Here is a 24529-nt window from a genome sequence, read left to right as displayed (position 1 = left end):
GCACCCCGGGGCCGTACCGCTCACCCCCGCGCTTCCAACAACCCCACCAACGCCCCCCGGCTGCGTCGCAACGCCTCGATCCGCTCGTCCAGGTCCGCCAGCTCCCCGTACAGGATCGCCCGCAGCTCCGCACACCAGTCGAAGCCCGCCTGCTCGCCCCGGGCACACGGCAGCACCTGACGGATCACCTCGGTGGAGAGCCCGGCCCGCAGCAGCGCGCGGATCTTCCGTACGGAGGCGACCGCGTCCTCGTCGTACGCGCGATAGCCGTTCGTGCCGCGCCGGGCCGTCAGCAGCCCCTGCGCCTCGTAGTACCGTAACGACCGCGCGCTGACGCCCGTCCGGCGCGACAACTCCCCGATCAGCATGGCTCCCCGCCCTCGACGCTTGACCTTGACACCGGTGTCAAGCTCTAACGTCCCAGCCATGAACGAAGATTCCCCGCACATCGCGCACCTGAACGGCCGGCCGACGACCGGCGCCGACCTCGCCCCGCTCGCCTTCGCCGGCCACGCCCACTTCACCGCCGTACAGATCCGCGACGGCCGGGCCCGGGGCCTCGACCTCCACCTGGAGCGGCTGCGCTCCGCGTCGGTGGAGCTGTTCGGCCGGGCCCTGCCCGAAGACCTGGTCCGCGCCCACCTCCGTACCGCTCTCGCCGCCGCACCGGCCGCCGACCTCTCCCTGACGGCCACGGTCTTCTCCACGGCCGGCGAGTTCACCGCGACCGAAGCGGACCTGGCGCTGCTGGTACGCACCGGGCCCCCGTCGACCGGCCCCGGCGGCCCGCTGGCGCTCGCCGCGGTCGAGCACGAGCGGTTCCTGCCGCACATCAAGCACGTCGGCGAGATCGCCAAGACCCACCTGCTCCGTCAGGCCGTCGCCGAGGGCTTCGACGACGCCGCCTTCCTGGACCGCGCGGGCCGGTTCGGCGAGGCGACGATCTGGAACCTGGCCTTCTGGGACGGCGAAGCGGTGGTCTGGCCCGAGGCCCGCATCCTGACCGGTACGACGCTGGGCATCGTCCGCCGGCAGCTGGACCGGCTCGGAGTCGAGCAGCGGACCGCCGCGATCACCCTCGACGACCTGCCCGCCCTCGCCGGCGCGGCCGTCATGAACTCCTGGACCCCGGGCGTGGCGGTCCACCGGATCGGCGCCACCGACCTGCCCGCGGCGCCCCGGTTCCTGGAGACCTTGCACCGGGCGTACACAGCCGAACCGCCCACCGCGCCGTGAGGGGCGCGATGGGCGGTCCGGTGAGGGCTCAGCCCACGTACGCGCCGCTCGCCGTCAGCCGCAGGGCCGTGTCGATCAGCGGGACGTGGCTGAACGCCTGCGGGAAGTTGCCGACCTGGCGCTGGAGGTTGGAGTCCCACTCCTCGGCCAGCAGGCCCAGGTCGTTGCGGAGCGCCAGCAGCTTCTCGAACAGCTGGCGCGCCTCGTCGACCCGGCCGATCATCGCCAGGTCGTCGGCCATCCAGAACGAGCAGGCCAGGAACGCGCCCTCGTCGCCCGCCAGACCGTCGACGCCCGCGTCCTCGCCCTCGGTCGGATAGCGCAGGATGAAGCCGTCCTCCGTGGACAGCTCCCGCTGGATCGCCTCGATCGTGCCGATGACCCGCTTGTCGTCCGGCGGCAGGAAGCCCATCTGCGGGATGAGCAGCAGCGAGGCGTCCAGCTCCTTCGACCCGTAGGACTGGGTGAAGGTGTTGCGCTCCTTGTCGTAGCCGCGCTCGCAGACATCCCGGTGGATGTCGTCGCGCAGCTGGTACCACCGCTCCAGCGGGCCCTCGACGTCGCCGGACTCGACCAGCTTGATCGTCCGGTCGACCGCGACCCAGGCCATCACCTTGGAGTGCACGAAGTGCCGGCGCGGGCCGCGCACCTCCCAGATGCCCTCGTCGGGCTCCTCCCAGTGCTTCTCCAGATACTCGATCAGCTTGAGCTGGAGGCCCATGGCGTAGTCGTTGCGGGTGAGACCCGTCATGTGCGCCAGGTGCAGCGCCTCGGTGACCTCGCCGTAGACATCGAGCTGGAGCTGGTTGGCCGCGCCGTTGCCGACGCGGACCGGGCCGGAGTTCTCGTAGCCGGGCAGCCAGTCCAGCTCCGCCTCGCCGAGCTCGCGCTCACCGGCGATGCCGTACATGATCTGGAGGTTCTCCGGGTCGCCCGCCACCGCCCGCAGCAGCCACTCGCGCCAGGCCCGGGCCTCTTCCCGGTACCCGGTGCGCAGCAGCGAGGAGAGGGTGATCGCGGCGTCCCGCAGCCAGGTGTAGCGGTAGTCCCAGTTCCGTACGCCGCCGATCTCCTCCGGGAGCGAGGTGGTCGGGGCCGCCACGATGCCGCCGGTCGGCGCGTACGTCAGGGCCTTCAGTGTGATCAGGGAGCGGACGACCGCCTCCCGGTAGGGCCCGTGGTACGTACACTGATCGACCCATTCACGCCAGAAGTTCTCCGTCGCCTCCAGCGAGTTCTCCGGCTCCGGGAGAGCCGGCGGCTCGTGGTGCGAGGGCTGCCAGCTGATCGTGAACGCCACCCGGTCGCCGGGGCCGACGGTGAAGTCGCAGTAGGTGGTCAGGTTCTTGCCGTACGTCTCCGCCTCGGTGTCCAGCCAGACCGAGTCCGGCCCGGCGACGGCGACCGTACGGTTGTCCACCTTGTGCACCCAGGGCGTCACGCGGCCGTAGCTGAAACGCATCCGCAGTTCCGAGCGCATCGGCACCCGGCCGCTGACGCCCTCCACGATCCGGATCAGCTGCGGCGCACCGTCACGCGGGGGCATGAAATCGGTCACGCGTACGGTGCCGCGTGGCGTGTCCCACTCCGACTCCAGGACGAGGGAGTCGCCGCGATAGCGCCGCCGGTCGGCGAAGGCCGGTTCTGTTCCTTCCGCTCTCGCGGGGCCCAGGCGCCAGAAGCCGTGCTCCTCGGTGCCCAGCAGCCCCGCGAAGACGGCGTGCGAGTCGAAGCGGGGCAGGCACAGCCAGTCGGCTGTGCCGTCCCGGCAGACCAGGGCAGCGGTCTGCATGTCTCCGATGAGTGCGTAATCCTCGATGCGCCCGGCCACGTGCGTCTCCAGTCGAACGGCCATGTCGCCCCGTCAAAGGGCGCTTACTGCGGGTCAAGGGGGTCGTAGGGTCTTTCACCCGGGAAGATCCGACGAGTTCCTGTACCGGGTGGGCGGCCTGGGTGGTGCCGCCGCCCGGCCGTCTCGGCAGCGAGTGTTTGAGCAGGATACGACGCACCACGAAGATCCGCGCGACGGTCTCAGCAAGATCTCTGAGCTGATCGGGTGGGACGTGAAGTGCCTGAGGTGAAGGTGTGACGCCCTTGTGCAGGGTGTGGCCGGAAGCAGCCTCCCGTCGTCGCTGTTACCCTGGTAGCCCGTGGACCGGTGGTCGTTCGCGACAGCGCACGAGGCCCCCGAACCGCAGCGACGGCACCCCCGGAATCTCCGGTTCGGCTGCCGGTACGCACCTCAGAACCGCGACCACGGGAGCCCCCTTTGGCTATGCAGCCCACATCCACGACGACCAAGCACATCTTCGTCACCGGGGGTGTCGCCTCCTCCCTCGGCAAGGGTCTGACTGCCTCCAGCCTGGGTGCGCTGCTCAAGGCACGGGGCCTGCGGGTCACCATGCAGAAGCTCGACCCCTACCTCAACGTCGACCCCGGCACGATGAACCCCTTCCAGCACGGCGAGGTGTTCGTCACCGACGACGGCGCCGAGACCGACCTGGACATCGGCCACTACGAGCGCTTCCTCGACGTCAACCTCGACGGCTCCGCCAACGTGACGACCGGCCAGGTCTACTCCCAGGTCATCGCCAAGGAGCGGCGCGGTGAGTATCTGGGCGACACCGTCCAGGTCATCCCGCACATCACCAACGAGATCAAGCACCGCATCCGCCGCATGGCCACCGACGACGTGGACGTCGTCATCACCGAGGTCGGCGGCACGGTCGGCGACATCGAGTCGCTGCCGTTCCTGGAGACCGTCCGCCAGGTCCGCCACGAGGTCGGCCGGGACAACGTCTTCGTCGTGCACATCTCGCTGCTGCCCTACATCGGCCCCTCCGGCGAGCTGAAGACCAAGCCCACCCAGCACTCGGTGGCCGCCCTGCGCAACATCGGTATCCAGCCGGACGCCATCGTGCTGCGCGCCGACCGCGAGGTCCCCACCGCCATCAAGCGCAAGATCTCGCTGATGTGCGACGTCGACGAGGCCGCCGTGGTGGCCGCGATCGACGCCAAGTCGATCTACGACATCCCCAAGGTGCTGCACACCGAGGGCCTGGACGCCTACGTCGTGCGCAAGCTCGACCTGCCGTTCCGCGACGTCGACTGGACCACCTGGGACGACCTGCTGGACCGGGTCCACAACCCCGACCACGAGGTCACCGTCGCGCTGGTCGGCAAGTACATCGACCTGCCCGACGCCTATCTCTCGGTCACCGAGGCGATCCGCGCCGGCGGCTTCGCCAACAAGGCCCGGGTCAAGGTCAAGTGGGTCACCTCCGACGACTGCCGGACCGCCGCCGGCGCCGCCGAGCACCTGGGCGACGTCGACGCGATCTGCATCCCGGGCGGCTTCGGCGAGCGCGGTGTCGACGGCAAGGTCGGCGCCATCCGCTACGCCCGCGAGAACAAGGTCCCGCTGCTCGGCCTCTGTCTCGGCCTCCAGTGCATCGTGATCGAGGCGGCCCGCTCGCTCGCCGAGATCCCCGACGCCAACTCCACCGAGTTCGACGCCGCCACCTCCCACCCGGTCATCTCGACGATGGAGGAGCAGCTCGCCTTCGTCGAGGGCGCGGGCGACCTCGGCGGCACCATGCGGCTCGGCCTCTACCCGGCCAAGCTCGCCGAGGGCTCGCTGGTGCGCGAGGCCTACGCCGGTGAGCCGTACGTGGAGGAGCGCCACCGCCACCGCTACGAGGTCAACAACGCCTACCGCTCCGAGCTGGAGAAGAAGGCCGGACTGGTCTTCTCCGGCACCTCCCCGGACAACAAGCTGGTCGAGTACGTCGAGTACCCGCGCGAGACGCACCCCTACCTGGTCGCCACCCAGGCGCACCCGGAGCTGCGGTCCCGCCCGACCCGCCCGCACCCGCTCTTCGCGGGTCTGGTGAAGGCCGCCGTCGCGCGCAAGGTCGGCGCGGGCGAGTAGTTCCGAGGCATTACGGTTGACCGGGGTACGGATCCTTCACGGACGCCGTGCCCCGGTTTTTCGTTCTGTACGCGGGAGGACGCACATGGGTATCCAGGACACGCCCGAGGAGTGGCAGGTCACCGAGACCGTCACCCCCTTCACCGGCAACAAGACCAGCGTCCGCACCGACCAGGTGGTGATGCCCGACGGATCCGTCCACGGCCGTGACTACCAGGTCCACCCGGGCTCCGTCGCCGTCCTCGCGATCGACGACGAGGACCGGGTCATCGTCCTGCGCCAGTACCGCCACCCGGTACGCCACCGGCTCTGGGAGATCCCGGCCGGACTGCTCGACATCCCCGGCGAGAACCCCCTGCACGCCGCCCAGCGCGAGCTGTACGAGGAGGCGCACGTCAAGGCCGAGGACTGGCGGGTGCTGACCGACGTCTACACCACGCCCGGCGGCTGCGACGAGGCCGTGCGCATCTTTCTCGCGCGCGATCTCTCCGAGGCGGAGGGCGAGCGGTACGCGGTCTCCGAGGAGGAGGCCGACATGGAGCACGCCCGGGTGCCGCTGCCCGAGCTGGTCCGCTCGGTGATCGCGGGGGACGTGCACAACAACTGCCTGGTCGTCGGGGCGCTCGCGCTCACCGCCGTACGCGCGGGCGACGGCATCGACTCGCTGCGCCCGGCCGAGGCGCCCTGGCCGGCCCGCCCCTTCGAGGCCTGACGGCCTGACGGTCCGACGGCCTGACGGTCCATCCGAAGAGATGACTAAATGAAGAAATGCTGATCCGATCGGGGGATGTCGGGGCCGGTCCCGCCCCGCTCCGCAGTGATCGTCCCCGTCGCTGAACTACGCTCGAAAGGTCCCGACCGGAGCTCCGGCGGGCACCGCGTGCAGCGAAGTGGAGCGTGGCTCGTGACCGATCAGGCGGTGGACACCAGCGGCCCGGCAAAGGCCCCGGGGACCGAGGAGCCGTCCGGCGCCGCCCCACCCCGATTCTTCGGCCGTGAACGCGAGTTGAAGGCTCTGCGGGCGGACATCGAGCGCGCCGGTCTGGACACCCTGGCCGGCCGCAAGGCCCCCCGCGCCCGGGTCCTGCTGATCGCCGGACGCCCCGGATCCGGCCGCAGCGCCCTCGCCGAGGAGCTGGCCGGAGCGCTCACCGGAACCGACGCCGCGGGGGCCGCCGCGAGCGCGACCGGCGCACTGCCCTGGGCCGTTCCCGGTACGGGCTCCGGCGACTACCCCGACGGGGTGCTCCGGGTCGGCCTCACCGATCCCGGCGGCGGACGCGTCCCCACCGAACGCACCGCGGGCGAGATCCTCGGCCTCCTCGGGGTGGCGGTCCCGCCCGGCGCCGATCAGGACGAGCTGTCCGAGATGGTCCGCGAGGCCCTCGCCGTACGCCGGCTCGTCCTGGTGCTCGACGACGCGGCCGACGCCGAACAGGTCGACCCGCTGCTCCCGGAGAACCCGGACTGCCTGGTCCTCGCCACCGCGACCGGACCGCTCACCGGCATCCCCGACGTGCGGCCCTGCACCCTCGGCGGACTGGAGAAGGGCGCGGCGGTGCGGCTGCTGGCCCGCGCCATCGGCCAGGTCCGCATCACCGTCGACCCCCGCACCGCGGAGACCCTGGCCGAGGAGTGCGGGGGACAGCCCGCCGCGCTCGCCCTGGTGGGCGGCCTGCTCGCCGCCCACCCCATGGCCTCGGTCGCCGATGTCGCGGGGCAGCTGCACGAGCTGCCCGACTCCGGCGAGCCGCAGCCCACCGGGGCCCGCCCGCTGGCCCGGGTCTTCCGGCTGGTCCACGACTCCCTGCCGCAGGCCGCCGCCCGGATACTGCGTCTGCTGGCCCTCGCCCCCGCCGGACTCGCCGACGCCCACACGGCCTCCGCGCTGGCCGGCTGCTCGGTATCCGCCGCCCGCTCCACGCTCGACGACTTCGTGAAGCTCGGGCTGTTGCGGACGGACGGCGCGGCCCACCCCCAGTACGCGGTGCCCGGCTGCCTCGCCCCGATGCTGCTGGCCCTCCTGGAGGACCGGGACCGGCCGGGCGAGATCCAGCTGGCCCGCGCCCGGATGCTGGAGCGGACCGTGCGCCGGCTCCAGGCCTGCCGGGCGATCACCGAGCCGGAGGGCTCCACCGCCCGCCGCAAGCTCGCCGGACTGCCCCGCTCGCTGCGCTTCCCGAGCGCCGAGGAGGCGGGCGCCTGGCTGCGGGTCCGCCAGCCAGCCCTGCTCGCCTCGGCCCGGCTCGCCGTGGCCGACGGCGAGCTCGACACCCTGGCGCGACGCCTGGTGGCCGCCCTGGTCCGGGCCCTGGCCGCGCACCGGGGCACGGAGGAGGCCGCCCCCGAGCTGTACGGGCTGCACGGCCTCGTCCTGGACGTGGCGCTCCGCCGCGAGCTGCCCCGCGAACAGGCCGCCGCCCTGCTGAACCTCGCCGACCTGGACGCCCGCACCGGCCGCACCCGGGAGGCGCTGACCCGCTACCGGGCCGCGCTGGACGCCGGAAAGGCGGCGAAGGACCTGTACGCCACCGGCCGCGCGATGGAATCCGTAGGCGGCGCGTACGAGGAGCTGGGGGACTACCACCGGGCCGCCGACTGGTACGGCCGGGCGCTCTCCCAGCGCCTCACCCAGGGGGAGCGCGCGGACGAGGCCCGGCTCTACGGGCGGCTCGGGGCCGTCCACACGTACGCCGGGCGCTACGGCGAGGCGCTGCGGAACTGGCGGGCCGCCGCCTCCGGCCACCGCAGGCTCGGCGATCCGGCGGCCCAGGCGCGGGCGCTCAGCGAGGCCGCCCGGGTCCAGGAGTACGCGGGCCGGCCGCACGACTCGCTCCAGACCTGCCGGGAGGCCGTCGAGCTGGCCCGGCGCGCGGGTGACGTGCGGCTTCAAGCGGCGCTGCAGCTGCGGCTCGCCGACACCCTGGACCGGCTCGGGGACCCCGCGGCGGCTGGGCTGCACCGGGGCGCGGCCGACAGATTGCTGGGCGAGGAGGCTTCAGCCTACGAAATCCGCAGTGCTTCGACAGAAAAATAAAGCTTTGTAAGGCTAGACAGCGCGAAGTCCTTCATTAGACTGGCTCTGCCGCGTTCCTCCGTGGCGTCTCCATTTATGATGTATATGTCCGGGTGTGCTCCGTTGTGCCCGGGTAACCCTCCGAGCCAAGGACCGTGATCGACGTGAAGGTCGGCATCCCCCGCGAAGTCAAGAACAACGAGTTCCGGGTGGCGATCACCCCCGCCGGAGTGCATGAGCTCGTCCGCCACGGCCACCAGGTCGTCATCGAGCACGACGCCGGCGTCGGCTCGTCCATCCCGGACGAGGAGTACGTCGCCGCCGGAGCGCAGATCCTGGCCACCGCCGACGAGGTCTGGGCCGCCGCCGACCTGCTGCTGAAGGTCAAGGAGCCGGTCGCCGAGGAGTACCACCGCCTCCGCAAGGACCAGACGCTCTTCACCTACCTGCACCTCGCCGCCTCCCGCGAGTGCACCGACGCGCTGCTGGCCTCCGGCACCACCGCCATCGCCTACGAGACGGTCGAGACCGCGAACCGCGCGCTCCCGCTGCTCGCCCCGATGTCCGAGGTCGCGGGCCGCCTCGCCCCGCAGGTCGGCGCGTACCACCTGATGCGCTCGGTCGGCGGCCGCGGTGTGCTGCCCGGCGGCGTGCCCGGCACGGCGGCCGGCAAGGCCGTCGTCATCGGCGGCGGCGTCTCCGGCTGGAACGCCACCCAGATCGCCGTGGGCCTCGGCTTCCACGTCACGCTGCTCGACCGCGACATCAACAAGCTGCGCGAGGCCGACAAGATCTTCGGCACCAAGGTGCAGACCGTCGTCTCCAACGCCTTCGAGCTGGAGAAGGCCGTCGTCGAGGCCGACCTCGTCATCGGCGCCGTGCTGATCCCCGGAGCCAAGGCCCCGAAGCTGGTCACCAACGAGCTCGTCGCCAAGATGAAGCCCGGAAGTGTACTTGTCGACATTGCAATCGATCAGGGTGGCTGCTTCGAGGACTCGCGTCCGACGACCCACGCCGAGCCGACCTTCCCGGTCCACAACTCGGTCTTCTACTGCGTCGCCAACATGCCCGGCGCGGTGCCCCACACCTCCACCTACGCGCTCACCAACGCGACGCTGCCCTACATCGTGGAGCTCGCGAACCGCGGCTGGGCCGACGCCCTGCGCCGCGACGCCGCGCTCGCCAAGGGCCTCAACACCCATGAGGGCCAGGTGGTTTACCGCGAGGTGGCCGAGGCGCACGGCCTCCCGCACGTCGAGCTGAGCACGCTCCTCGGCTGACGGGTCAACTCCTCTCGTCAACATCGGGACTCCGGCCGGACCTTGCCGAGCAAGGTCCGGCCGGACGCGTATCGGGCCCTGTGAGGCCCTTGCGCAACTCGCGCCGAACGTAACCCTTTACCCGTTTCGTGCTGCGGTGAAATGTGCGGCTTGGCCGCTGTGCACCCTTGACAGCGAGGCGTTCGATTGCCGACACATCGGGCCGGGTCCGGCGGATTGTGTTGCTGCGGACCGGTGACACGCCATAGAGTCGCCAATCGTCGGCATGGTGCCACGCTGACCTATCGATAAGTTTCCTGGTCACGTCCAAGGAGGTAAGACGACTTGTGAATGAGTCGACAATTACTCCTGGGGGTGGTCAACCAGGGATGCCTGCACGGGGTCTGAGCCCGATCGGGCTCGAAGCTGTCGGCTCCGTCGCGGTCCGCACCTTCGCCACCCAACAGCACATGACGACAGCCCCCCAGATGATGGACGGCCTACACGTGAACGCCACGGCCGGCAACGAGAGCAGCCGGGACACCGACCGCTTCGCCGACTTCGCCGAGGTGCCCGAGGGGCACTTCTACGACCCCGACGCCGAGTACGAGCCCGATCCGGAGTACGCGGCCACCCTCGCGCCCGACGCCGCGCGTCAGCGCCGCGAGCGCATCGGCCCGACCGGACGGCCGCTGCCGTACTTCCCGATCCCGGGCCCCCTGACCGACCACGGCCCCGCGAAGATCATCGCGATGTGCAACCAGAAGGGCGGCGTGGGCAAGACCACGTCGACCATCAACCTGGGCGCCGCGCTCGCGGAGTACGGACGCCGGGTCCTGCTCGTCGACTTCGACCCGCAGGGCGCGCTCTCCGTCGGCCTCGGGGTCAACCCGATGGAGCTGGACCTCACCGTCTACAACCTGCTCATGGAGCGGGGCATGGCGGCCGACGACGTCCTGCTCAAGACCGCGGTCCCCAACATGGACCTGCTGCCCAGCAACATCGACCTCTCCGCGGCCGAGGTGCAGCTCGTCAGCGAGGTGGCCCGCGAGTCCACGCTCCAGCGCGCCCTGAAGCCGCTGATGGCCGACTACGACTACATCGTGATCGACTGTCAGCCCTCGCTCGGCCTGCTCACCGTGAACGCCCTGACGGCCGCTCACAAGGTCATAGTGCCGCTGGAGTGCGAGTTCTTCGCGCTGCGCGGGGTGGCGCTGCTCACCGAGACCATCGAGAAGGTCCAGGAGCGGCTCAACCCGGAGCTGGAGCTCGACGGCATCCTCGCCACCATGTACGACTCCCGTACGGTGCACAGCCGTGAGGTCCTGGCGCGCGTCGTCGAGGCCTTCGACGAGCACGTCTACCACACGGTCATCGGGCGCACGGTCCGCTTCCCGGAGACCACGGTCGCCGGTGAGCCCATCACCACCTACGCCTCCAACTCGGTCGGCGCAGCCGCCTATCGCCAGCTCGCCAGGGAGGTGCTCGCCCGGTGTCACGCCGAGTGAGTCTGCCGGGGGCCGACGAACTGTTCCGTACCACCGGAGGCGGGATGGGCCTCCAGTCGTCCTCCCCGGCGGAGCGGCGGCGCAAGGCGAACGGCGAACCCCGGGTGCCCGCACCCGCCGGGGAGAGCGACCCCTCCGGCCCGACCCCGTCCGCCGACCACGAGGAGCATGCCGCGGCCGACGCCGACGGCGGCGACTCGCGCGGCCGCGCCGAGGCCGAGCGCCCGCCGGCCGCCAAGGCCGCCCCCGGTGAGCGCCCCGTGCCCGCCGCGGCCCCGGCCGAGCAGCCCCCGGCGGTCCAGCAGCAGCGCAGGCGCGGCGGCGGACGCGGCGCGAACCGCCGCCCCAGCGGCCGGGAACGCCACGACGAGAAGATCACGGTCTACGTCTCCGCCGAGGAGCTGATGGACCTCGAACACGCCCGGCTCGTCCTGCGCGGCGAACACGGCCTCGCCGTCGACCGCGGCCGCATCGTCCGCGAGGCGGTGGCGGTGGTCCTGGCCGACCTGGAGTCCCGGGGCGACGCGAGCATCCTCGTACGGCGGCTGCGCGGCCGCTGAGCGGCACGGCGCGGGTAGCCTGCCCCGCAGGACCCACCGCCCGCCACCGCCCCACCCCTGGACCTCCATGCCCACGCCCGACGACCCCGCCACCCCGCGCCGCCGTGCTCTGGGGCGGGGACCGGGCGTGGCGGCGTTCCCGGAGCCCGAAGCCGTACCGGAGCCCGTACGGGAGCCCGCGACCGAGCCGGAGCCCGTACCGGAGCCGGAGGCCGTTCCCGTACCGGCGGCCGAGCCGGAACCCGCGACCGATCCCGAGCCGGACGACAAGCGGTTCACCGTCCGCCTGGTGAACTTCGAGGGCCCCTTCGATCTCCTCCTCCAGCTGATCTCCAAGCACAAGCTGGACGTCACCGAGGTCGCGCTCTCCAAGGTCACCGACGAGTTCATGGCGTACATCCGTGCCATGGGCCCCGACTGGGACCTCGACCAGACCACCGAGTTCCTCGTCGTCGCCGCCACGCTGCTCGACCTCAAGGCCGCCCGGCTGCTGCCCGCCGCCGAGGTCGAGGACGAGGCCGATCTCGCGCTCCTGGAGGCGCGGGACCTGCTCTTCGCGCGGCTGCTGCAGTACCGCGCGTACAAGCAGATCGCCGAGATCTTCCAGGGCCGCCTGGAGTCGGAGGCCCGCCGCCACCCCCGTACCGTCGGCCTGGAGGACCACCACGCCGCGCTGCTGCCCGAGGTGGTCATCAGCATCGGGCCCGAGGGCTTCGCGAAGCTCGCGGTGAAGGCGATGCAGCCGAAGCCGAAGCCCCAGGTGTACGTCGACCACATCCATGCCCCGCTGGTCAGCGTCCGGGAGCAGGCGGGCCTGGTGGTGGAGCGGCTGCGTGCGGCCGGGGCGGCGGTGAGCTTCCAGGTGCTGACCGAGGACGCGCCGGACACCCTGACCGTGGTCGCCCGCTTCCTGGCCCTGCTGGAGCTCTACCGCGAGAAGGCCGTCACCCTCGACCAGGACGAGGCGCTGGGCGATCTGCTGGTGGCCTGGTGCGGCGGGGCGGACGCGGAGCCGGTGGTGACGGACGAGTTCGACCAGGAACTCAACGGGGGCACGGACGAGAAAGGCGTACGGGAATGAGCGCGCAGCCCACCGCACAGGACGACGGCGGACCGGACGACGGGAGCGCGGTCGCCTCGCTCGACCTCAAGCCCGCCCTGGAGGCGGTCCTCATGGTCGTCGACGAGCCCGCCACCGTCGACCACCTCGCCAAGGTGCTCCAGCGGCCCCGCAGGGCCGTGGCGGACGCGCTGCGGGAGCTGGCCGACGAGTACACCGTGCAGCGCCGGGGCTTCGACCTGCGGCTCGTCGCGGGCGGCTGGCGTTTCTACACCCGGCCCGAGTACGCGGCGGCCGTGGAGGGCTTCGTCCTGGACGGCCAGCACGCCCGGCTCACCCAGGCCGCGCTGGAGACCCTGGCGGTGGTCGCGTACCGGCAGCCGGTGAGCCGGTCCAGGGTCTCGGCGGTGCGCGGAGTGAACTGCGACGGGGTCATGCGGACCCTCCTCCAGAGGGGCCTGGTGGCCGAGGCGGGCGCGGAACCCGAAACAGGTGCGATCCTGTACAGGACGACGAACTACTTTCTGGAGCGAATGGGCCTGCGCGGCCTGGACGAGCTCCCGGAGCTCGCGCCCTTCCTCCCGGAGGCGGACGCGATCGAGGCTGAGACGCTAGAGGGTGTGCCGTCGTTCGATCCGGACGCACCGGACACCCCGGATACTCACGCAGACGACAAGACGGAATTTTGATGCGAAGCAGTGGCAGGAACAGCGGAAGCGGCAGCGGCGGCAGTGGCCGGAGCGGCGGCCAGGGCGGTCGTCCCGGTCAGGGCGGCGGGCGCGGCCAGGGCGGCCGTGACGGCGGCGGGTCCTTCCGCCAGGGCCAGGGCGGCGGCCCGGGCGGGCGCTCCGGCGGCCAGAGCGGCGGCGGACGCGGCGGCAGCCAGGGCGGGCGCCCCGGAGCCCCGGGCGGGCGTCCCGGTGGCCAGGGCGGGCGTCCCGGCGGCCAGGGCGGCCGTCCGGGCTCTCAGGACGGGCGCAAGAGCTTCCAGGGCGGACGCGACGAGCAGGAGCAGCGCCCCCGCCGTCCCCGCCCGGAGGAGCGCCGCTACGACGTCGGCAACGACGCCCCCGGCGCCCGGAGCGGCGAGGACGGCCCCCGCAAGGGCCGCGGCTCGGCGGCCCGCGGCGGCGCCAAGGGCGGCCCGAAGCCCGCGCAGGGCGGCAACCGCGGCGGCTTCCGGCGCGGCGGCGCCCCCTCGCGCCCGCGTGAGCTGGACGCCAAGATCGAGCAGCGCAACCGCGACCGGTACGCGAACAAGCCCGAGATCAACCTCCCCAAGACCCACCCGGGCGCCGAGCAGGAGGGCGAGCGGCTGCAGAAGGTCCTCGCCCGGGCCGGCATGGGCTCGCGCCGCGCGTGCGAGGAGCTGATCGAGCAGGCGCGCGTCGAGGTCAACGGCGAGATCGTCGTCGAGCAGGGCATGCGCGTCGACGTGCACCAGGACGAGATCAAGGTCGACGGCCTGACCGTCGCCGCCCAGTCGTATCTCTTCTTCGCGCTGAACAAGCCCGCCGGTGTCGTCTCCTCGATGGAGGACCCGGACGGCCGCCAGTGCCTCGGCGACTACGTGACCAACCGCGAGACGCGGCTGTTCCACGTCGGCCGGCTGGACACCGAGACGGAGGGCATCATCATGCTCACCAACCACGGTGAGCTGGCCCACCGCCTCACGCACCCGAAGTACGGCGTGAAGAAGACCTACCTGGCCGCCGTCCAGGGCCCGCTGCCGCGCGACCTCGGCAAGCGGCTCAAGGACGGCATCCAGCTGGAGGACGGCTACGCCCGCGCCGACCACTTCCGCGTCGTCGAGAACACCGGCAAGAACTACCTGGTCGAGGTCACCCTCCACGAGGGCCGCAAGCACATCGTCCGCCGGATGCTCGCCGAGGCGGGCTTCCCGGTCGAGCGGCTGGTGCGGACGTCCTTCGGGCCGATCCCGCTCGGCGACCAGAAGTCCGGCTGGCTGCGCCGCCTCACCAACACCGAGGTCGGCATGCTGATGCGCGAGGTCGGCCTCTGAGCGGCACGCTCCCAGGGCCCGCGGCCGGTAGCCGTCCGGAAAGTTCGGACGGAACCGGCCGCGGGCCTTTTGCGTTCCCCGCCCAGCCTTTATAGTCAGAGTGACTATTAAAAAGGAGGCGGGCGTGAGTCTCGCGGACCTACTCGATCCCCTGCAACAGCCCCTGGTGACGATCCTGGACACCCCGGTCAGTTGGACCGAGGTGCTGGGCTTCGGCAGCGGGGCGCTGTGCGTCTGGCTCGTGGCCCGCCAGCACCTCGCCAACTGGCCGATCGGCATCGCCAACAACCTCTTCTTCATCCTGCTGTTCGCCCAGTCCGGTCTGTACGCCGACGCCGGCCTCCAGATCGTCTTCATCACCCTCGCCGCGTACGGCTGGTGGACCTGGACCCACGGGGGTGGACCAGGGACATCGGTCCTGCCGGTGCGCGGGACGACCCGCACCGAATGGGCCTGGCTGCTCGCGGCGGGGGTGGTGGGGACCGCCGGGATCACCCTGCTGCTGTCCCGGGCCACCGACTCCACCGTCCCGTTCTGGGACGCGCTGACGACCTCGCTGTCGCTGATGGCGACGTACGGGCAGTGCCGCAAGCGGCTGGAGTCCTGGTGGCTGTGGATCGCCGCCGACCTGGTCTACATCCCGCTCTACGCCCACAAGGGGCTGTATCTGACCTCGCTGCTGTACGCCGGATTCCTCGCGCTCTGCCTGGTCGGCCTGCGCGACTGGCACCGCGACCTGACCGCACGCACCGCACGGACCCCGGAGGCGGCCGCCGTATGAAGCGCTACGAACACGGCCTGGTCCTCGGCAAGTTCTACCCGCCGCACGCCGGCCACCACCACCTCGTCGAGACCGCCCGGGACCGCTGCGAACGGCTGACCGTACTGGTCTGCGCCGCCTCCGTGGAGTCCGTACCCCTCGCCGACCGGGTCGCCTGGATGCGCGAGGTCCACCCGGACGTCACGGTGGTCGGCGCGGTCGACGACACGCACATGGACGTGCGCGACCCGGCCGTCTGGGACGCGCACATGGCCGTCTTCACCGCCGCCGTGCCCGAGCGGGTGGACGCGGTCTTCACCTCGGAGGCGTACGGGGAGGAGCTGGGCCGCCGCTTCGGCGCCGCGTCCGTCCTCGTCGACCCCGACCGCACCCTCTTCCCGGTCTCCGGCACCGCCGTGCGCCAGGACCCGGCCGGCTGCTGGGACTTCCTCCGGCCGCCCGTACGGGCCGCCCTCGCCCGCCGCGTCGTCGTCCTCGGCGCGGAGTCCACCGGCACCACCACCCTCGCGCGGGCCCTCGCCGCCCACTACCGGGCACGCGGCGGGGTCTGGGCGCGCACCGGGTACGTCGCCGAGTACGGCCGCGAGTACAGCGAACACAAGCTGGCCGCCCTGCGCGAGCGGTGGCCCGGGGCCGCCTGGGAGGACGTCACCTTCACCACCGACGACTTCCCGCTCATCGCGAAGACCCAGAACGAGCGCGAGGAGGCCGCCGCCCGCGCCGGGTCCCCGGTCCTCGTCTGCGACACCGACTCCTTCGCCACCACCGTCTGGCACGAGCGGTACGTCGGCGGCCGCAACCCCCTCGTCGAGGAGATCGCCGACCGCGCCGCCCACCACCTGTGGCTGCTCACCGACCACGAGGGCGTCGCCTTCGAGGACGACGGGCTGCGCGACGGCGAGGAGCTGCGCCCCTGGATGACCGACCGCTTCCGCGCCGAACTCACCCGCACCGGACGGCGGTTCATCGAGGTCACCGGCCCGCCCGAGGCGCGGCTCGCCGCCGCCGTCACCGCCGTCGACGAACTCCTCGCCACCGGCTGGGACTTCGCCGCACCCCTCCCGGAGAAACGATGAGCACCCCCGCCCCCGAGGGCTACGACCCCCACGCCTTCGCGCCGTTCGCGGTCACCGTCGACCTCGCGGTCTTCACCGTCCGCGAGGCCCGGCTGCACGTCCTGCTCGTCGAACGCGGCCAGGAACCCTTCCGGGGCCGGTGGGCGCTGCCCGGCGGCTTCCTGCTGCCCCGCGAGTCCGCCGAGGACGCCGCCCGCCGCGAACTCGCCGAGGAGACCGGCCTCGGCCCCGGCACGATCGGCGCCCTCCACCTCGAACAGCTGCGCACCTACACCGACCCGGACCGCGACCCGAGGATGCGGGTCGTCTCCGTCGCGTACGCCGCACTCCTGCCGGACCTGCCCGAACCGCGCGGCGGCGGCGACGCGGCGAGCGCCCGGTGGTGGGACGCGGGCGCCACCGGGCCGCTGGCCTTCGACCATGACACGATCCTCGCCGACGCCCACGACCGGATCGGCGCCAAGCTCGAATACAGCTGTCTGGCCACCGCGTTCTGCCCCGCCGAGTTCACCCTCGGCGAGCTCCAGCAGGTCTATGAGACCGTCTGGGGCGTCGAGCTGGACCGCCCCAACTTCCGGCGCAAGGTCCTGAACGCGCCCGGCTTCGTCGAAGCCGTCGAGGGCCCGCCGCGCCGCACCGGCGGACGGGGCAAACCGGCCGCCCTCTACCGGGCGGGCGACGCCACCGCCCTGCACCCGCCGCTCCTGCGCCCGCCGCAGCCCGACGCTCCCCACTCCGCACCGGAAGGACGAGACAGATGACCATCGCCACCCCGCCCCTCACCAAGCAGGCCGCGACCGGCGTCCTGACCGGGCTCGCCATCGGCGACGCGCTCGGCTTCCCCACCGAGTTCAACGATGTGCCCGCCATCCTCGCCAAGTTCGGCCCCTGGCGGCGGATTCCTCTCCTGAACCCCGCCGTCGTCTCCGACGACACCCAGATGACGATCGCGCTGGGCCGCGCCATCCGCACCGCCATGGACAGCGGACTGCTCACCCCCGAACGGCTGGTGGGCCCGGTCCGCGACGAGTTCGTCGCCTGGTACCACTCGCCGGACAACAACCGCGCCCCCGGCAACACCTGCCTCACCGCCTGCCGGCTGCTCGAACACACCCGCGTCTGGCAGGAGGCCAGCCAGACGCACTCCAAGGGCTGCGGCGCCAACATGCGGGTCGCCCCCGTCGGTCTGGTCCCCGGCCTCAGCGAGGAGCAGCGGGCCGGCGCCGCCCAGCTCCAGGCCGCCCTCACCCACGGCCACCCCACCGCCCTGGCCGCCTCCGACCTGCTGGCCCGCGCGGTGTTCCTGCTCGCCCAGGGCGCCGAACCGCTCGGCCTGATCGGGCAGTTGCGCAGCTACGCCGTGGACAACCGGGGCCGCTACCACACCCGCTGGCTGGGCGACCTCTGGCGCCACGCGGGCGACGCCACCCCGCAGGCGTACATCCAGCGCGGCTGGGACGAGTGCCTGGCGGCCCTGGAGACCGTACGGGACGCCCTGCGCGACCCGTCGCCGGAGACCGACCCGTGCGAGCGGACCGGCGACGGCTGGATCGCCGAGGAGGCCCTCGCCACCGCCCTGCACTGCTTCCTGCTCTTCCCCGAGGAGCCCGTCACCGCCCTGCGCCGCGCCGCCTGCACCCGGGGCGACTCCGACTCGATCGCCTGTCTGGCCGGGGCGCTGGCCGGGGCGCACCTGGGCGCGGCGGCCTGGCCCAAGGAGTGGTCCGAGCGCATCGAGTACCGCAGCGATCTGCTGTCCCTCGCGGCACTCTGGGACGCTTGAGTCATGACCACCGCCATCGACGACCTCCTGACGCGGGCCGGGCTCCCGGTCACCGACCTGAGCCCGGATCTCGAACACGCCCCCGGCCCCCTGGCCTTCGCCACGGTCTCCGGCGCCCATCTGTACGGCTTCCCCTCCCGGGACTCGGACGTGGACCTGCGGGGGGTCCATGTCCTGCCCGCCGAGGACCTGCTGGGGCTGCACGAGCCGGAGGAGACCCGCACCCGGATGTGGGAGCGCGACGGGGTCGAGCTGGATCTCGTCACCCACGACCTGCGCAAGTTCGTCCGCCTGATGCTCCGGCCGAACGGTTATGTCCTGGAGCAGCTGCTGTCCCCGCTGGTGGTGCGGACCGGTCCGCTCCACACGGAGCTGACCGCGCTGTCCCCGGGCGTCCTCACCCGCAACCACGCCCACCACTACCGGGGCTTCGCGGTGACACAGTGGCGGCTGTACGGGAACACCGGCGAACTGAAGCCGCTGCTCTACACCTTCCGGGCCCTGCTCACCGGCATCCACCTGATGCGCACCGGCGAGGTGCTGGCCCATCTGCCCACCCTGCTCGACCGGACCGACGCCCCCGCGTACCTCCCGGACCTGATCGCCGCGAAGGCCGAGGCCGAACACGGCACGGCGACGACGGGCCCGGACGAGGAGACCCTCACCCGGGACGTGACGGAGCTGCACCGCGTCCTGGACGAGGCGCGGACCCGCTCCCGGCTGCCGGACGCGGTGACCGTCCTTCAGGACCTGCACGACCTCGTCGTACGGGCCAGGCTCGCGGCCCCGCACACCCGCTAGGCACCCGCTAGCGGCCGGGCCGGGCCGTCTCCCGTGCCGCCGAGGCCCGCCGGGTCCGGACGAGGAAGTCCTCCACGGCCGCCCGGTCGGGTTCCGGCGGCAGCGGGGAGCGGGCCGCCGCCTCGTCGTTCTCCGCGCCGAGGCGGTTCATCCGGCGCTCCACCTCCGGCCACGGCACCTCGCCGCGCTTCACCGCGAGCAGCTCCTCGCGTGCGTCGCCGACCTCGATGCGCAGCTCGCCCGTACGCAGCAGATCACGGCTGCTCGCCAGCAGCCGCAGCAGATGCATCGCGTGCTTCCAGCGCGGCGCCCCGTGGATCCGTACGTCCGCCTCCAGCTTTCTGCGCTGGCCCAGCGCGTACCGGACGAACGTGCCGTGCGCGAGCCGCGAGAGGAACGCTCCGCGCAGGGCCAGCAGTGCGCGGCCGGTGTCGTCCACGGACTCCACCAGCGGGGAGTGCAGGCACTCCAGCACATTCGGATTGGCCCGCAGCGCGAGTTCGCAGAAGCGTTCCAGCTCCCAGGAGAACTGTTCCGGCGCGGGGCCCTCGACATGCGTCGGCGGCTTCTCGAAGCGCCAGAACAGCGGAGTCGGCGCGAGGAACACCCCGCGCCGGTCCGTGTCGCTGTCCTCGGTGGCCAGCCCGAAGGCGCGCGAGCCCATGACGCACGCGTAGACCGTGTGGTCGCGTACGAGCGCCTGCCCGGCCCCGTCGGCGGTCCCGGCGTCCTCGGCTGGAGTGATCATGCCCGCGAGGGTACGGGCGCGGCGGCCGCCGCGCCCCGGATATTCGGGCCGGCCTCAGCCCAGCCGGATCGTTCCGCCCGAGACGCTGATCCGCTCGGCGGGCAGCGGCCGGGTCGCCGGGCCGGCCTCGACCGCCGCGTCCGTGATGCTGAACCGGCTGCCGTGGCAGGGGCAGTTGATGGTGCCGTCACTGACCGTCGAGACGAGACAGCTCGCATGGGTGCAGACGGCGGAGAACGCCTTGAACTCGCCCTCCTCCGGCTGGGTCACCACCACCTTGCGCTCCTTGAAGATGGTTCCGCCGCCGACCGGGACGTCCCCGGTCCCGGCCAGCTCCACGCCGTCCGAAGCGCCCGGAGACGCCCCCTCCGAAGCGCCGTCCGACGCGGTGGGCGTACCGCTCGTGTCACCGCCGCCGCCCTCGTCGGAGGATCCGCAGCCGGTGGCCAGGGCCGCGGCGCCCGCCGCACCCGCGGCCAGCACCGTCCTTCGCCGTGCGTTCATGGTTCTCCTTCGGTGGCAGGGGTGGTGCGGTGGGAGGTGTGAGCCATCGTCGTCGCGGCGGGCCCCCGGGTGAAGCAACCGGGCGGACCGTGCGCCCGCCCGAGTGGCGGATCTGGACCTGACCGAACAGCAGAAGCCCTGACCGTCCGGCTCCCCGGGCCGATTTCCTGTACAGTTGTCCAGGAAATCGACCAGGAGGCCCTTCGTCATGTATGTCGCAGCTCAGGTTCTGGTGGCGCTCGTCGCGGTCATCCACCTCTACTTCCTCGTCCTGGAGATGTTCCTCTGGGACACCGAACGCGGCCGCAAGGCCTTCGGCACGACCGCAGCCTTCTCCCGTGAGAGCGCCACGCTCGCCGCCAACCAGGGCCTCTACAACGGCTTCATGGCCGCCGGGCTGATCTGGAGCCTCTTCGCGAGCGATCCGGTCGCCCACCAGACGCAGATCTTCTTCCTCATCTGCCTGGTCGTCGCCGGTGTCTACGGGGCCGCCACCGTCAGCCGGAAGATCCTCTTCGTCCAGGCCGGGCCCGCCGCCCTCGCCCTCGCTCTCGTCCTCCTGGCGGGCTGAGGCCGATGGGCCCCGCGGTGACGGACGGCAGCGGCGACCCGCGGACCGCGCGCACCAGGGCCAGGCTCCGCGCCGCCCTGCTCGCCGCCTGCGAGGAGCGGCCGCTGGACCGGGTCAGCGTCTCGCAGGTGGTCCGGGGCGCCGGGGTCGGCCGGGCCACGTTCTACCTCCACTACGACGATCTCCACGCCCTCGCCGTGGACGCCTGCGCCGAGATCGTCACCCGGGCGGTCGACGCCCTGCACGCCTGGGACGGCGCGCCCCCGGGCCCCGACGACCCGCCGGCCCCGCTCGGCGAGCTGCTCGCCGAGGTCGGCGCCCGTACGCCCGTCTACCGCAGCCTGCTGCGGGAGGGCGGCGGCGGACCGCTCGGCGAACTGCTCCACGCCGAACTCCGCCGGCGCAGCCTCGACGAGCTGCGCGCCCGCCGCCCGGGCGGCCCCGGCCAGGACCTCACCGCGAGCGCCGTCGCCGGACTCTTCACCGGAGTGCTCGCCGACTGGGTGCACGGGCACACTGCCGCCGCCCCCGACGCTCTCGCCGCCCGGATCTGGCGGATGCTCCTGGCCGTGCACGCCACCGCCCGTCTCACGGACGGAACACCGTGATCGCCGCCGCCCCGGCCGCTCTAGGCTGAGGAGAGCAGCCGGCCGCGCCATCGGGCGCCGGGCCGGGGACGCGGTGGAGCGGCGAAGAGCGAGGAGTACGACGTGGCGGTACGAGCGGTCCGGGGCGCGGTCCAGCTGGACCGGGACGAGGCCGGGCACATGGACCAGCGGGTCGGTGAGCTGCTGACCGCCGTCCTGGAGCGCAACGAGCTCGTCGCCGACGACCTGATCAGCATCTGGTTCACCGCCACCCCCGATCTGCACAGCGACTTCCCGGCCGCCGCCGCCCGCGGCCTCGGCATCGTCGACGTCCCCCTGATCTGTGCCCAGGAGCTGGACATCGACGGGGCCATGCCCCGGGTCGTCCGTATCCTCGTGCACGTCGAGACCTACCTCTCGCGCGCCGAGATCAGCCACGTCTACCTCGGCGCCACCGCCACCCTGCGCAAGGACATCGCCCAGTGAGAACCGCCCTCGTCATCGGAACCGGGCTCGTCGGCACCTCCGCCGCCCTCGCGCTGGCGGGCCGAGGTATCCAGGTGCACCTCGTCGACCACGACCCCGCCTCCGCCCGCACCGCCGCCGCGCTCGGCGCCGGTACGGACGAGGCGCCGGAGGGCCCCGTCGACCTGGCGATCGTCGCCGTACCGCCCGCCCACACCGCCGCCGTTCTCGCCCGGTCGATGCGCGACGGGGTGGCCCGCGGCTACCTCGACGTCGCCAGCGTCAAGGGCGGCCCGCGCCGCGAGCTGGAGGCGCTCGGCCTCGACCTCGCCCCGTACATCGGCACGCACCCGATGGCGGGCAAGGAGCGCTCCGGGCCGCTCGCCGCCACCGCCGACCTCTTCGAGGGCCGCCCCTGGGTCCTCACCCCGACCCGGGACACCGACACCGAGGTGCTCAACCTCGCGCTGGAGCTGGTCGCCCTGTGCCGGGCCGTCCCCGTCGTCATGGACGCCGACGCCCACGACCGGGCCGTCGCCCTCGTCTCGCACACCCCGCAGCTGATCTCCTCGATGGTCGCCGCCCGGCTGGAGGAGGCCGACGAGACCGCCGTACGCCTGTGCGGCCAGGGCATCCGCGACGTCACCCGGATCGCCGCCTCCGACCCCCGGATGTGGGTGGAGATCCTCTCCGCCAACCCCGGCCCGGTCGCCGACGTCCTCGCCGGGGTCGCCGCCGACCTGGCGGAGACCGTGGCCGCGCTGCGCGGTCTGCACTCCGCCGACGAGGAGAAGCGGCGCGCGGGCACCGACGCCATCGAGGACGTCCTGCGACGCGGCAACGCGGGCCGCGTCCGGGTCCCCGGCAAGCACGGCGCGGCCCCCACCGTCTACGAGACCGTCGCCGTCCTCATCGGCGACAAGCCGGGCGAGCTGGCCGCGATCTTCGCCGACGCCGGCCGGGCCGGGGTCAACATCGAGGACGTCCGCATCGAGCACGCCACCGGCCAGCAGGCGGGCCTCGTCCAGATCATGGTCGAGCCCAGCGCCGCCCCGGTCCTCGGCGCGGCCCTCCAGGAACGCGGCTGGTCGATCCGCGGCTGACCCGGTCCCGTACGAACGGCCGACCCCGGTCACGTACGAAGGGAGCGGCGCCACCCCCGCGCGGGTGGCCCGCCTCCCCCGTACGGGGTACAAGGGCACGCCCGGTACTCGGTAACCTGGTACGAGGCCGCCCGCAGGCCCGTCCGCCCCGCCCCGTGTACCAGGAAGGTGTCCACCACCGTGGAAACCGCACGCCCCTCCGTGATCGTCGCCATCGACGGGCCCTCGGGCACCGGCAAGTCGAGCACCTCCAAGGCCGTCGCCGCCAAGCTCGGCCTGAGCTACCTGGACACGGGCGCGCAGTACCGGGCCATCACCTGGTGGATGCTGAACAACGGCATCGACGTGGGCAACCCGGAGGAGATCGCCACCGCCGCCGCCAAGCCCGTGATCGTCTCCGGCACCGACCCGGCCGCCCCGACGATCACCGTCGACGGCGAGGACGCCTCGGGACCGATCCGCACCCAGGAGGTCACCTCCAAGGTCAGCGCCGTCAGCGCGGTCCCCGAGGTGCGCACCCTCATCACCGCGCTGCAGCGCTCCATCGCCGCCGCCGCGACCGGCGGCATCGTGGTCGAGGGCCGGGACATCGGCACCACCGTGCTGCCCGACGCCGACCTCAAGATCTTCCTCACCGCCTCCCCGGAGGCCCGCGCCGCCCGCCGCAGCGGCGAGGTCAAGGGCTCGGACCTGACCGCCACCCGCGAGGCCCTGATCAAGCGCGACGCGGCCGACTCCGGCCGCAAGACCTCCCCGCTCGCCAAGGCGGACGACGCCGTCGAGGTGGACACCACCGAGCTGACCCTCCAGCAGGTCATCGAGTGCGTCGTCACCCTCGTCGAGGGGAAGCGGGTCGCCGCGTGAGCGATGCCACAGGCGCGCCCACGCTGCGCGGAGCGGCCGTCGGGCGGACCATCGGCATCGGCCTGATGTACGGGCTGTTCAAGCCCCGGGTGCTCGGCGCCTGGCGGGTGCCCGCCGCCGGACCCGTCATACTCGCGGTGAACCACTCCCACAACATCGACGGACCGATGCTGATGGGCACCGCACCCCGGCCGGTGCACTTCCTGATCAAGAAGGAGGCGTTCGTCGGCCCCCTCGACCCGTTCCTGCACGGGATCGGCCAGATCGAGGTGGACCGTACGACCGTCGACCGCACCGCCATCAGCCACGCGCTCGGCGTACTGGAGGACGGCGGAGTCCTCGGGATCTTCCCGGAGGGCACCCGGGGCGAAGGGGACTTCGCCTCGCTGCGGGCCGGACTCGCGTATTTCGCGGTACGGGGCGGGGCGCCCATCGTCCCCGTGGCCGTCCTGGGAAGCACCGAGCGCCGCGGACGGTTGATACGAGGGCTGCCCCCGCTGCGCAGCCGGGTCGACATCGTCTTCGGCGACGCGTTCGACGCGAGCGCCGGTGACGGGCGGCGGACCCGCAAGGCGCTGGACGAGGCGACCCTGCGGATCCAGGCGAGGCTCACCGCCCACCTGGAAAGTGCCAAGCGCCTCACCGGGCGATAG

Annotated in this window: 25 protein-coding genes; 21 read left to right on the top strand and 4 right to left on the bottom strand. The window is 72.6% G+C overall.

The annotated features are described in order from the left end of the window. Positions 1 to 20: 20 nt before the first annotated feature. Positions 21 to 368 (bottom strand): MerR family transcriptional regulator, encoded by a 348-nt coding sequence (locus tag ACSMXR_RS06110; protein ID WP_473171381.1) that lies wholly within the window; start codon positions 366 to 368, stop codon positions 21 to 23. 58 nt (positions 369 to 426) lie between these two features. On the opposite strand from ACSMXR_RS06110, the gene ACSMXR_RS06105 reads away from it, so the two are divergent. Continuing rightward, positions 427 to 1236 carry an aminotransferase class IV family protein gene (locus tag ACSMXR_RS06105; RefSeq protein ID WP_473171380.1) on the top strand — a complete coding sequence of 270 codons (810 nt, stop codon included), beginning with the start codon at positions 427 to 429 and terminating at the stop codon, positions 1234 to 1236. A 28-nt stretch (positions 1237 to 1264) separates the two neighbouring features. Here ACSMXR_RS06105 and ACSMXR_RS06100 read toward each other — a convergent pair whose 3' ends face one another. Further along, positions 1265 to 3067: a glycoside hydrolase family 15 protein gene (locus tag ACSMXR_RS06100; RefSeq protein ID WP_103509813.1), complete on the bottom strand. Its 1803-nt coding sequence runs from the start codon at positions 3065 to 3067 to the stop codon at positions 1265 to 1267. A gap of 444 nt (positions 3068 to 3511) precedes the next feature. Here ACSMXR_RS06100 and ACSMXR_RS06095 point away from each other — a divergent pair, with 444 nt between their 5' ends. The 14 genes from ACSMXR_RS06095 (at position 3512) to ACSMXR_RS06030 (ending at position 19034) form a co-directional block, all read left to right on the top strand. Continuing rightward, positions 3512 to 5167, top strand: a complete 1656-nt coding sequence (locus tag ACSMXR_RS06095; protein ID WP_030085836.1) for a CTP synthase — start codon at positions 3512 to 3514, stop codon at positions 5165 to 5167. Between the two features lie 85 nt (positions 5168 to 5252). Then, entirely contained in the window at positions 5253 to 5879 is a 627-nt protein-coding gene (locus ACSMXR_RS06090) for an NUDIX domain-containing protein (RefSeq protein ID WP_473171379.1), read from the top strand. A 192-nt stretch (positions 5880 to 6071) separates the two neighbouring features. Next, the gene (locus ACSMXR_RS06085; RefSeq protein WP_218528011.1) at positions 6072 to 8204 is read left to right on the top strand and encodes an ATP-binding protein; all 2133 of its coding nucleotides are present in this window, start codon (positions 6072 to 6074) and stop codon (positions 8202 to 8204) included. Positions 8205 to 8347: 143 nt separating this feature from the next. Next, positions 8348 to 9463 (top strand): alanine dehydrogenase, encoded by a 1116-nt coding sequence (gene ald / locus ACSMXR_RS06080; protein WP_086778799.1) that lies wholly within the window; start codon positions 8348 to 8350, stop codon positions 9461 to 9463. Between the two features lie 368 nt (positions 9464 to 9831). Next, entirely contained in the window at positions 9832 to 10950 is a 1119-nt protein-coding gene (locus ACSMXR_RS06075) for a ParA family protein (protein ID WP_003970030.1), read from the top strand. Further along, entirely contained in the window at positions 10947 to 11510 is a 564-nt protein-coding gene (locus ACSMXR_RS06070) for a hypothetical protein (protein WP_381797083.1), read from the top strand. The genes ACSMXR_RS06075 and ACSMXR_RS06070 overlap by 4 nt, the downstream gene beginning before the upstream one ends. Positions 11511 to 11577: 67 nt before the next feature. Beyond that, positions 11578 to 12591, top strand: a complete 1014-nt coding sequence (locus ACSMXR_RS06065) for a segregation and condensation protein A (RefSeq protein ID WP_473171378.1) — start codon at positions 11578 to 11580, stop codon at positions 12589 to 12591. Beyond that, positions 12588 to 13259, top strand: coding sequence for an SMC-Scp complex subunit ScpB (gene scpB / locus ACSMXR_RS06060; RefSeq protein ID WP_030630960.1), 672 nt, complete (start codon positions 12588 to 12590; stop codon positions 13257 to 13259). Before ACSMXR_RS06065 ends, scpB begins: the two co-directional genes overlap by 4 nt. Further along, positions 13259 to 14593 carry a pseudouridine synthase gene (locus ACSMXR_RS06055; protein ID WP_218528012.1) on the top strand — a complete coding sequence of 445 codons (1335 nt, stop codon included), beginning with the start codon at positions 13259 to 13261 and terminating at the stop codon, positions 14591 to 14593. Before scpB ends, ACSMXR_RS06055 begins: the two co-directional genes overlap by 1 nt. Before the next feature lie 124 nt (positions 14594 to 14717). Next, positions 14718 to 15374, top strand: coding sequence for a nicotinamide riboside transporter PnuC (gene pnuC, locus ACSMXR_RS06050; RefSeq protein ID WP_381852847.1), 657 nt, complete (start codon positions 14718 to 14720; stop codon positions 15372 to 15374). Next, complete coding sequence (locus ACSMXR_RS06045) at positions 15371 to 16450, top strand: AAA family ATPase (RefSeq protein WP_473171377.1); 1080 nt, start codon at positions 15371 to 15373, stop codon at positions 16448 to 16450. Before pnuC ends, ACSMXR_RS06045 begins: the two co-directional genes overlap by 4 nt. Next, positions 16447 to 17211: an NUDIX hydrolase gene (locus ACSMXR_RS06040; protein WP_137232082.1), complete on the top strand. Its 765-nt coding sequence runs from the start codon at positions 16447 to 16449 to the stop codon at positions 17209 to 17211. The genes ACSMXR_RS06045 and ACSMXR_RS06040 overlap by 4 nt, the downstream gene beginning before the upstream one ends. Further along, positions 17208 to 18233, top strand: coding sequence for an ADP-ribosylglycohydrolase family protein (locus ACSMXR_RS06035; RefSeq protein ID WP_364888734.1), 1026 nt, complete (start codon positions 17208 to 17210; stop codon positions 18231 to 18233). The genes ACSMXR_RS06040 and ACSMXR_RS06035 overlap by 4 nt, the downstream gene beginning before the upstream one ends. Before the next feature lie 3 nt (positions 18234 to 18236). Continuing rightward, positions 18237 to 19034, top strand: coding sequence for a nucleotidyltransferase domain-containing protein (locus ACSMXR_RS06030; protein ID WP_473171376.1), 798 nt, complete (start codon positions 18237 to 18239; stop codon positions 19032 to 19034). 7 nt (positions 19035 to 19041) lie between these two features. Here the strand turns inward: ACSMXR_RS06030 and ACSMXR_RS06025 are convergent, their stop codons facing one another. Together ACSMXR_RS06025 and ACSMXR_RS06020 are read right to left on the bottom strand one after the other, a co-directional pair. Then, positions 19042 to 19782: a nucleotidyltransferase domain-containing protein gene (locus tag ACSMXR_RS06025; protein WP_473171375.1), complete on the bottom strand. Its 741-nt coding sequence runs from the start codon at positions 19780 to 19782 to the stop codon at positions 19042 to 19044. A 54-nt stretch (positions 19783 to 19836) separates the two neighbouring features. Beyond that, the gene (locus ACSMXR_RS06020) at positions 19837 to 20286 is read right to left on the bottom strand and encodes a Rieske (2Fe-2S) protein (protein WP_137232086.1); all 450 of its coding nucleotides are present in this window, start codon (positions 20284 to 20286) and stop codon (positions 19837 to 19839) included. Between the two features lie 208 nt (positions 20287 to 20494). On the opposite strand from ACSMXR_RS06020, the gene ACSMXR_RS06015 reads away from it, so the two are divergent. From ACSMXR_RS06015 to ACSMXR_RS05990, 6 genes are all read left to right on the top strand, one after another. After that, the gene (locus tag ACSMXR_RS06015) at positions 20495 to 20857 is read left to right on the top strand and encodes a DUF1304 domain-containing protein (protein ID WP_473171374.1); all 363 of its coding nucleotides are present in this window, start codon (positions 20495 to 20497) and stop codon (positions 20855 to 20857) included. A 5-nt stretch (positions 20858 to 20862) separates the two neighbouring features. Further along, complete coding sequence (locus ACSMXR_RS06010; RefSeq protein WP_473171373.1) at positions 20863 to 21465, top strand: TetR/AcrR family transcriptional regulator; 603 nt, start codon at positions 20863 to 20865, stop codon at positions 21463 to 21465. 102 nt (positions 21466 to 21567) lie between these two features. Continuing rightward, a complete protein-coding gene (aroH, locus tag ACSMXR_RS06005) occupies positions 21568 to 21930 on the top strand; it encodes a chorismate mutase (protein ID WP_103512746.1) in 363 nt (120 codons plus the stop codon). Beyond that, on the top strand, positions 21927 to 23012 hold the full coding sequence (locus ACSMXR_RS06000; protein WP_376188376.1) for a prephenate dehydrogenase: 1086 nt from the start codon (positions 21927 to 21929) through the stop codon (positions 23010 to 23012). The genes aroH and ACSMXR_RS06000 overlap by 4 nt, the downstream gene beginning before the upstream one ends. A 168-nt stretch (positions 23013 to 23180) precedes the next feature. Next, on the top strand, positions 23181 to 23876 hold the full coding sequence (gene cmk, locus ACSMXR_RS05995) for a (d)CMP kinase (protein ID WP_030085802.1): 696 nt from the start codon (positions 23181 to 23183) through the stop codon (positions 23874 to 23876). Continuing rightward, complete coding sequence (locus tag ACSMXR_RS05990; RefSeq protein ID WP_137232090.1) at positions 23873 to 24529, top strand: lysophospholipid acyltransferase family protein; 657 nt, start codon at positions 23873 to 23875, stop codon at positions 24527 to 24529. The genes cmk and ACSMXR_RS05990 overlap by 4 nt, the downstream gene beginning before the upstream one ends.

The sequence above is a fragment of the Streptomyces sp. DSM 106670 genome, assembly GCF_055792845.1.
Note: the sequence above shows the minus strand (reverse complement) of the source record. Positions and strands in the feature narration are given on the sequence as shown.

What these genes read in the sequence shown, in the direction of transcription:
- ACSMXR_RS06110 (WP_473171381.1), bottom strand. Translation starts at nt 368, where the DNA reads ATGCTGATCGGGGAGTTGTCGCGCCGGACGGGCGTCAGCGCGCGGTCG.
- ACSMXR_RS06105 (WP_473171380.1), top strand. Translation starts at nt 427, where the DNA reads ATGAACGAAGATTCCCCGCACATCGCGCACCTGAACGGCCGGCCGACG.
- ACSMXR_RS06095 (WP_030085836.1), top strand. Translation starts at nt 3,512, where the DNA reads ATGCAGCCCACATCCACGACGACCAAGCACATCTTCGTCACCGGGGGT.
- ACSMXR_RS06090 (WP_473171379.1), top strand. Translation starts at nt 5,253, where the DNA reads ATGGGTATCCAGGACACGCCCGAGGAGTGGCAGGTCACCGAGACCGTC.
- ACSMXR_RS06075 (WP_003970030.1), top strand. Translation starts at nt 9,832, where the DNA reads ATGCCTGCACGGGGTCTGAGCCCGATCGGGCTCGAAGCTGTCGGCTCC.
- ACSMXR_RS06065 (WP_473171378.1), top strand. Translation starts at nt 11,578, where the DNA reads ATGCCCACGCCCGACGACCCCGCCACCCCGCGCCGCCGTGCTCTGGGG.
- scpB (WP_030630960.1), top strand. Translation starts at nt 12,588, where the DNA reads ATGAGCGCGCAGCCCACCGCACAGGACGACGGCGGACCGGACGACGGG.
- ACSMXR_RS06055 (WP_218528012.1), top strand. Translation starts at nt 13,259, where the DNA reads ATGCGAAGCAGTGGCAGGAACAGCGGAAGCGGCAGCGGCGGCAGTGGC.
- ACSMXR_RS06045 (WP_473171377.1), top strand. Translation starts at nt 15,371, where the DNA reads ATGAAGCGCTACGAACACGGCCTGGTCCTCGGCAAGTTCTACCCGCCG.
- ACSMXR_RS06040 (WP_137232082.1), top strand. Translation starts at nt 16,447, where the DNA reads ATGAGCACCCCCGCCCCCGAGGGCTACGACCCCCACGCCTTCGCGCCG.
- ACSMXR_RS06035 (WP_364888734.1), top strand. Translation starts at nt 17,208, where the DNA reads ATGACCATCGCCACCCCGCCCCTCACCAAGCAGGCCGCGACCGGCGTC.
- ACSMXR_RS06030 (WP_473171376.1), top strand. Translation starts at nt 18,237, where the DNA reads ATGACCACCGCCATCGACGACCTCCTGACGCGGGCCGGGCTCCCGGTC.
- ACSMXR_RS06025 (WP_473171375.1), bottom strand. Translation starts at nt 19,782, where the DNA reads ATGATCACTCCAGCCGAGGACGCCGGGACCGCCGACGGGGCCGGGCAG.
- ACSMXR_RS06020 (WP_137232086.1), bottom strand. Translation starts at nt 20,286, where the DNA reads ATGAACGCACGGCGAAGGACGGTGCTGGCCGCGGGTGCGGCGGGCGCC.
- ACSMXR_RS06015 (WP_473171374.1), top strand. Translation starts at nt 20,495, where the DNA reads ATGTATGTCGCAGCTCAGGTTCTGGTGGCGCTCGTCGCGGTCATCCAC.
- ACSMXR_RS06010 (WP_473171373.1), top strand. Translation starts at nt 20,863, where the DNA reads ATGGGCCCCGCGGTGACGGACGGCAGCGGCGACCCGCGGACCGCGCGC.